This window comes from Sodalis-like endosymbiont of Proechinophthirus fluctus (assembly GCF_001602625.1).
In the GTDB taxonomy this organism is placed as follows: domain Bacteria; phylum Pseudomonadota; class Gammaproteobacteria; order Enterobacterales; family Enterobacteriaceae.
This window is the reverse complement of the sequence record NZ_LECR01000085.1, coordinates 12,730-19,641: the sequence shown is the minus strand read 5'-3', so window position 1 is coordinate 19,641 and position 6,912 is coordinate 12,730. Positions and strand designations below refer to the sequence as shown.

Annotated in this window: 9 protein-coding genes and 4 pseudogenes; 4 read left to right on the top strand and 9 right to left on the bottom strand. The window is 50.1% G+C overall.

From position 1 onward, the window contains the following. Window positions 1-84: 84 nt before the first annotated feature. The 3 genes from pssA to BG74_RS11585 form a co-directional block, all read right to left on the bottom strand. Window positions 85-1,440 carry a CDP-diacylglycerol--serine O-phosphatidyltransferase gene (gene pssA, locus BG74_RS08305; protein ID WP_066597777.1) on the bottom strand — a complete coding sequence of 452 codons (1,356 nt, stop codon included), beginning with the start codon at window positions 1,438-1,440 and terminating at the stop codon, window positions 85-87. A gap of 401 nt (window positions 1,441-1,841) precedes the next feature. Next, a complete protein-coding gene (locus tag BG74_RS08295) occupies window positions 1,842-2,162 on the bottom strand; it encodes a hypothetical protein (RefSeq protein WP_066597773.1) in 321 nt (106 codons plus the stop codon). Between the two features lie 161 nt (window positions 2,163-2,323). Beyond that, window positions 2,324-2,518, bottom strand: a complete 195-nt coding sequence (locus BG74_RS11585) for an ATP-grasp domain-containing protein (RefSeq protein WP_073961149.1) — start codon at window positions 2,516-2,518, stop codon at window positions 2,324-2,326. Between the two features lie 65 nt (window positions 2,519-2,583). Here BG74_RS11585 and BG74_RS08290 point away from each other — a divergent pair, with 65 nt between their 5' ends. Beyond that, window positions 2,584-2,772, top strand: coding sequence for a hypothetical protein (locus BG74_RS08290; protein WP_066597771.1), 189 nt, complete (start codon window positions 2,584-2,586; stop codon window positions 2,770-2,772). A gap of 94 nt (window positions 2,773-2,866) precedes the next feature. Here BG74_RS08290 and BG74_RS14205 read toward each other — a convergent pair whose 3' ends face one another. Continuing rightward, the gene (locus BG74_RS14205; protein WP_187202813.1) at window positions 2,867-3,109 is read right to left on the bottom strand and encodes a hypothetical protein; all 243 of its coding nucleotides are present in this window, start codon (window positions 3,107-3,109) and stop codon (window positions 2,867-2,869) included. 10 nt (window positions 3,110-3,119) lie between these two features. On the opposite strand from BG74_RS14205, the pseudogene BG74_RS11580 reads away from it, so the two are divergent. Further along, a pseudogene (locus BG74_RS11580) lies at window positions 3,120-3,243 on the top strand (DTW domain-containing protein); the annotation flags it as partial. Window positions 3,244-3,250: 7 nt separating this feature from the next. On the opposite strand, the gene BG74_RS14200 reads toward BG74_RS11580, so the two are convergent. The 3 genes and pseudogenes from BG74_RS14200 to BG74_RS14195 form a co-directional block, all read right to left on the bottom strand. Next, window positions 3,251-3,400 (bottom strand): hypothetical protein, encoded by a 150-nt coding sequence (locus BG74_RS14200; protein WP_187202812.1) that lies wholly within the window; start codon window positions 3,398-3,400, stop codon window positions 3,251-3,253. Between the two features lie 420 nt (window positions 3,401-3,820). Then, window positions 3,821-3,967, bottom strand: a pseudogene (locus BG74_RS20880) (thioredoxin domain-containing protein); the annotation flags it as partial. Window positions 3,968-4,280: 313 nt separating this feature from the next. Continuing rightward, a complete protein-coding gene (locus BG74_RS14195) occupies window positions 4,281-4,550 on the bottom strand; it encodes a hypothetical protein (RefSeq protein ID WP_187202810.1) in 270 nt (89 codons plus the stop codon). 3 nt (window positions 4,551-4,553) lie between these two features. On the opposite strand from BG74_RS14195, the gene BG74_RS19075 reads away from it, so the two are divergent. Continuing rightward, window positions 4,554-4,679 (top strand): hypothetical protein, encoded by a 126-nt coding sequence (locus BG74_RS19075; protein WP_256364251.1) that lies wholly within the window; start codon window positions 4,554-4,556, stop codon window positions 4,677-4,679. 122 nt (window positions 4,680-4,801) lie between these two features. Continuing rightward, the gene (locus BG74_RS14185; RefSeq protein WP_187202808.1) at window positions 4,802-4,963 is read left to right on the top strand and encodes a hypothetical protein; all 162 of its coding nucleotides are present in this window, start codon (window positions 4,802-4,804) and stop codon (window positions 4,961-4,963) included. A 434-nt stretch (window positions 4,964-5,397) separates the two neighbouring features. Here BG74_RS14185 and mprA read toward each other — a convergent pair. Together mprA and BG74_RS18115 are read right to left on the bottom strand one after the other, a co-directional pair. Beyond that, a pseudogene (gene mprA / locus BG74_RS14180) lies at window positions 5,398-5,798 on the bottom strand (transcriptional repressor MprA); the annotation flags it as partial. A gap of 540 nt (window positions 5,799-6,338) precedes the next feature. Further along, a pseudogene (locus BG74_RS18115) lies at window positions 6,339-6,772 on the bottom strand (AzlC family ABC transporter permease); the annotation flags it as partial. Between the last annotated feature and the right edge of the window lie 140 nt (window positions 6,773-6,912).

Here is a 6,912-nt window from a genome sequence, read left to right as displayed (position 1 = left end):
GGTAGTGTGGGGTCTCCCCATGCGAGAGTAGGGAACTGCCGCTGCTACTGCTGTACCGGCATTAAAATGATCGTTCATACTACTTCAGAGTATTCGGCTAATTAAGCGATCAATGCGGACACGGCGTAAACGACGAATAAGTTTACGCACTTTAATCGGATAGTCTGCTATGCTTTGTAGCTCGGTGAAGTGCTTTACCATCCGAGTGTGAGTACGGATCATGGCGAGTTCGCGCTCACGCTGCGTCCGCAGCGCCTGTGTGGGATCGTGGATTAGTAGCGCATTTTCCAGATCGAGCCGCCAGGCACGTGGGTTAAGGTTATTACCGGTCAGCAATTGCCACTCTTGGTCCACCCAAACGCCTTTTAAGTGATAGCTGTTGTCGTCGTCTTTCCACAGACGCACCACCAGTTGACCATTATCTACATAATGCTGCAAACGGCCAAGAAAGCGGCGCAGGTTGACTTCATATAGGTAGGGGAGGGCGCCAATGATTTTAAATGGCTGCTCTTCCGGGATATAAAAATCGTTGGCAGTCTTATCGCCGACAATGATTTCCACCTGCCTGCCCAGGCGCAGTAACCTGATGAGATCGCGCATCAGCAGCGCGGGCAAATTGAAATAAGGGGTACACAACGTCAAGATATCGCGGGTCGAACACAACAAATGGTGGATCGTTTTGTTCAGTGGGCTTTGTTTGCCTAATCCTACTAGCGGGGTTATGGCTAGTTCATTGTGGCCTGCTTCACCCTGATAACGATAGATGGCCTCCCGCAGGGACTGGCGAAATAGGCGGGTATCATTTTTTATCTCCAAGCTTTTCGGCCGGGCGGTACTGTCCAATCGATTCACCGCCGGCGCCGTGAGCAAATGTTGTTTAATATAGTTGAGTAGCGTGTCTGCCAGCGGGTGGTTACGGATAATCTGGTAGCGATCGTAGCGGTATTTATCCTGCTGATGCAGATAGACATCATTCAGGCTGGCGCCGCTGTAAATCACCTCACCGTCGACGATAAAACCCTTCAAGTGTAAAACTCCGAACGCTTCGTGGATATTGACCGGCACGCCGTATACTGGCACGTCTACACCGGGATGGGTTTGTGCCATCCAGCAGTACCAATCGGCGTTGGTGTTAGCAGCGGCGCCGCCGATTCGCCCGCGCTGTGCCCGGTGCCAGTCAACCAGAATCGCTATTTCAAGCGTAGGGTCGGTGCGCTTGGCCTGATAAAGAGCCTCAAGGATTCGTTCGCCGCCTTGGTCCTGTTCCAGATATAGAGCGACCAGATAAATCCGCCGCCGGGCGCCGGCGATTGCCTGTATGAGTGCTTGATAAAAATCTTCAGGGCTGTAAAGAGTTTTAACATCTGCAACCGTCTGGGGGATTTTTGGCAGTTGTGCAAGGTGTTGTTGATGTTTGTTGCGTTTAAAAGTTGACAACATCACAGTGCGCTTCTTCTCTTATCATCGAAGGTTGGAATGACCCTGTGTAGATAGGCAGTTGCGTTGAACGGGCCATAATACCACTACTTTTGTTGCTTGTGGGCATGTTTCAATTTGCCCGGCTAATCCTTGCCTGCTGCCGGCGCAATGTAATATGTAACCGGTCCCATCGCAAGCACGACGATGCGTCTATGCTGTTCTGCAGTTTAATATCCATCGTGAAGCCTAATTGCGCTCCAGCGCTATCAATCATGCCGCAGTTATTGAGCATAGTAATGGCGGGTCAGCTGCTGCAGACCAATGGGCGCGGGTGTAATTAATAATCTTCTCCAAGAAGCATGCGCCTGAGTCCTAGTTTTTTCAAATCGTAACGCACCAGCACCGCGAATTCCGTATCGGTATTATCCGAATCGGCAATAAACAAGGGTGATTACCGATGATGACTTCACAATCTTGTTGTTGCTTGACACCGCCACGAACGCCATTTCCCGATCGTAGTCGATTTGCATCATATAGGCTAAATATTCATGGATAAATTCGCTAATTTCGCTGTGAAGTAGCGGTAAAATAGGACTTCGCGAGTTCACATGACCGATGAAAGTTTTCAGTAGTAGTTCATCTTCAGGCATAATTAGCTGGAACAAACAGATTTGCCCATTATTGAGCGTGATGACCGACTCCAACTGGCACGGATAGGGCTGGATAGCCAGCGGCGCCGTCATATCGCTGCCGATCGCTGCTGCAGGCCAGCAGCAGATGAGTATTCAACGCGATAATTTTCTGGGCAGCCTACCACCAAATTGGACATCTTCACCAGTAGTTGGCTGAGCCCCGCTGTATCCAGCGGATACAGCGGAGTGGTTATTGCGCAGGATGACCTTCTTCAGTCCCTGTAACATATCAGGTGATAATCCAGCGCCATATTAAGCGGCGGCAACAGCATAGCACTGGCTACCTGCGTTACTTCTACTACGTTGCGCAACGCGAATATTACCCATTGTACGTCGGATTTATGTGCGATACCGGCGAAATGCAGCTTCATCGCGACTGGATAACCACGCCCTTCACTGGGCCGCACTGCGTCGTCGCTATCGGCAGTTATCTAGGTCTTGTGCTATAAGCTTCAATGAGGGGTATAACGTCATGGGTTTCCAGCTGGGTGATATCTTAATCCAGTGCTTGGCGGATTATCTGGTGAACATGGGTGGCGTCGATGGCCAGCCCGATCGGCAGCATCAGTATCAATTGGCGCTGATTACGCCCGTACTCAAAGGCCATCACGGCCCCCTCGGGGGTGCGGTAGGTCGGCAGGCGAGCCTAGGTGATGAATAGAACGGCATGCTTGCTGTGAAAAAACTAGCTGCTCTAATTGCTCAATACAGCAACCGGTCGTGAGCGGGGAAGCACCAGCCAATATGGCGATAACTTACGTAGCAGTCTGGTTACTAGGCGAGGTAGCACTCGGGACATAGATTATCAGCAGTGCGTAATAATCTTTATTGCCCATGAACGTCAATAGCGCGGCGCGGTAACGATCTGGGATCGTATCGTCGGCGAGATCCAGCAGTAGCCCGAGCGCTGGGCAAAACATGATTGACCACGCATCGCTCTCCCGGTACATAGGGGCCGGTAGGAAAACAACATAGGGCTGACGGAGTAGATCGGCCACGCCGCCGTAGCAGGCTAGTAGCCGGTTCTGTCTGGTAATGTTCGACAGAGCCCCTCAAACCTAGCAACACCGGATGGTTAATCTCCGATATTCTACCGGTGACGCAGGCCTTTATCTGGTCGCGTACCGAGCCGGATCCTACTATGACGGCTTGATGATGTAGCACAAACAACGCCGGCGCGGCAGCAGATAACCCTCGCAGCGTAGTACCTCGCTGCCGCAGGCAGGAAAAGGGCGCATGGATTGTTGCAATCGGAATTGGCGCAAGGCCAGTACGGCGTTTTGGGTCATAGTGTAGCGATAGGTGGAAAAAGAGGAAGAGTTTACCAGAGCGCTTGGGAGAAAGGTAATGCTTTTTCCTCATGGTACGCGTTTTCTTGGCACATCGACCTACATGCTTAAGGCGGCTTTCTGCGGCATAAAGTGGCATACTGCATGGAGGCTTTTCTTATCTTATCCCGTCGAGTTTATCCCACGAAAGGCCATTTGACTAACGCTGACCCATTCTACCCAGGTCACCCTAAAGACGCGTTTAGCGTCTTTAGGGTGACCTGGAAATTCCTACCCTTCAAAGGGCGCCCCGCGGGTGATCAAGTGTAGGTTTCATGGCGTCCCATGAGGGTAAGGCACAGGGGTAATGGCGCTTTCGGCATTGTGCGCCATGTAGCAGCGAGTCCACTTTCTGCTCCTACTTAAACAAAATAATGGTTAAATACTGCGTATGCCAAAATGACTGCTGAGAGCCGGCTCAGCTTCGGTATTGATCTTGATGAAACGCACTTTATCGCTACGTTCGCCGGCGACGGCATCGAATACCGGCGCAAAACCAACGCAGGGGTCACACCACGGCTCCCAAAATCGATGATAAATAGTAACCATCCTGCAGGCGATTAATGGCTAGGCAGGATGCACAAACCGTGTTCATAATGTTGCTTCTGATGAGTGGAACTAACTGTAGCGTCGGAAATTTTCCGGCCAGTGGTATTCGCATTTTAGTGGGCCAATTTTTAAAGTATAGTAAAAGGAATAACAGGTGAAAAAATGAGTTATTCGATGGTTTCTATAATAGTTGCCCGCTTTTACTTTAACCCGGTAGCTATGCTATATGGGCAGAGATCGGGTAATCTTCGCGCCCATTAGAGAGGAGGGTAATATGAGCGATAACGATTTATTAAAGGGTAAAAATGGCAAATTCCACGTGATGTATGTGCACAAAAAATAGGAAGATCAGGAGGCACCAACGCGGCCACCCCGCCATGCGCAGATCGACCGCCGATGCGGAGATGGCGTCGTCGGACCAGATCATGGGGGAATCAGAGGCAAAATCCAGAAACAGCTGAGCCGCCAGCGTGCCGTAGAAACCTACGTTTATGGGGAAAATGCCTGTCAGGCGCTGTTTTGCAACCACTAGAATGCTATCGTGCAGGCCTTGTTCGAGCAATCGGTGATGTTGCAGTTTCGCGATGCGCTGCGCTGGATTGTGACTAACCATATGGCTTATCATGTGGTGGAAGACGATGAGTTGGCCAAATCCTCAGGCACTGAACATCACGGAGGTGTCTGTTTTTGATTAAAAAAACACGACTGTCTTAGCGCCGACTGCTATCTTGCTAAAGTCACCGTAAAACAGCACGATTGTGTTATGGGCCTGGAGCAGATTATTAGTAATCCTCACAATCTCGGCGCCATCATATGCAGCTTGCGCACTTCGGCGTGAACGTAGTGGAGGTAAGCGATAGCTCTCTACTGGGGTCCGGCGCTGCGAAGCGCACCACCGAAGGTGCGGCAGAGTACGTCAAAGCCATTCAGTGCAACGATATATTGCAGGATATGCGGCGTTTTCAGCAAACTTGATACACTGTGGTAATTAGCTGGTAACGGTGAAATGCCACTTTCCGAAGTAAATATACCCGCCTTAGCAGTGTGCTAGTGTTGGCGGAAGATGATATCGCGCTCTTCATATGAGGCACTGTCCCATACGGATATCGCTAGCAGTCATCAATGGCACTGGTCGGGCACCCAGTTTGAACGTGTCTGTAAGCGCTGGCATTCTACTAGCGGAATAGTGGTGGAAAAACCATATCTGACGTCAGCGAGACGCTAAAAAACGCCTTAGAGGGTTCCTTGCGATGTTTGCTGTGGTAAGCTGAAGATTTAACTTCAGCACATTCACTTCCGAGATAAGCGTATCGAACCTATTCGACAGCTTGCGGGTCAGGCATTCCGATCGCTGCTTTTCCGCTTCATTCAGCGTCGACTAGTAATTAAATCAGGTAATTATACTACGACGGTAAAAGATTATCAAGAAACGTCTGGCCGGCTTTCGTCAGATGCAGATGCAAACAGCTGCGGTCATTTTCATTCTGTTTACGTTCAATCCAGCTGCGTTTTTCCAGCTCATCGGCAATGTGGGTGGCATTAGTGAGGGAGGAAACCAGAGCCGAACTCAGTTCTGGCGGCTAAATACTTGAATACTGCGGCTGGCCTGCGATTTCATAGTCACCAACACTATAAACAAGGTTTCATTAATTCCCTGGGCTTTCAAGCAATACGGTTGCGGTTTTCCAGCAGTTTACCCTACATGTGCATGCACAAACGGGGTAATTACACTTCCTGGAAAGGAAAATCGCTTTTTTTCTGCGTGTCCAGCGTTAACATTTGTTCTATCCGGGGTTAAAGAACTTTCCATTTAACCTGCACCTCATTAGTAAAAATTTTAATATATAATATATAAGTGTTGAGGTAATTTTAATTTACCCATTTCCTTACTCCCCTGATTAAAATTCTAGTAAGCATTTTTACACCACGCCATACACTAGAGCACTGGACAGCGTCGTTATGATGATGCTGCGAGTGCAGGTAAACAGCACCGCCAATGTCAAAACCCTGCTAGCGTAGGCCATACAAGCTGAGGCTCATGTAGGATAATTAAGGTATCGGGTAAGGTGGATAATACCACCAGCAATGCACAAATAGCGGCAATACCGATACTGTCCAGTACCCGACCCGGGCTGGCCATTATGCATTCGGTCGCCCGCTAGAAAAAAACGGTAACCAAAGAAATAGAAAATTCGCCATCCCTACTATACAGCTAATGATAAACACCGTACTAGTCACGGCTTACCCCTCCGAGGACGATAGCAGCGCTGCTAGACAGCCGCCGCCGATGTCACCCAGAATCGCCATGCGAATCGATACTAGCTAGAGGCCAGCAAAGTGCAGACCTGCTGCGATTATCCCGGCTGAGGCAGCTAATGGTGGCGGCGAAGACTTCATAGGTCAGGCCAAAAGCCCAATGGGCGGTTTTACAGGGCGACAGCGTGCCAGGGACGTGTGTTAGCGCAACGCCGGCCCATATAAAGCGGCGTCCTATACAATAAGTGGCTCACATCCCATCGCCATGACCGTCAGTGTGGCTATATACAGCGAAATACCGACGCTGATCAGGGTAGTAATTACAAACTGGCTGGAGCGGGCGTATATGATGCAGGAAATGAACATCCCTTCCAACGGCGTGAATCAGAGTTTCACGGCGTTCAGACCAAAGGCAAACGCCACCGGCACATACCCGATGATAAGCGGCAGGCTATCTTTGACGTTGATGCCCTGATGGAAGGTCGCTAACACGGTGGTGGCCGGCAGATCGGCATTGTTAGGCTCTATAGCATTGTTAGGCTCTATGATGAATCGCCTTCTTTCCTTTGATAACTTACAAGAGCACGTCGCCACGCGCTGCAGTGGCAAATCTTATCAATACTATGAGAATTTGCCCTGCGCCAAGCGGGCGAGCGGGCGATCACAGT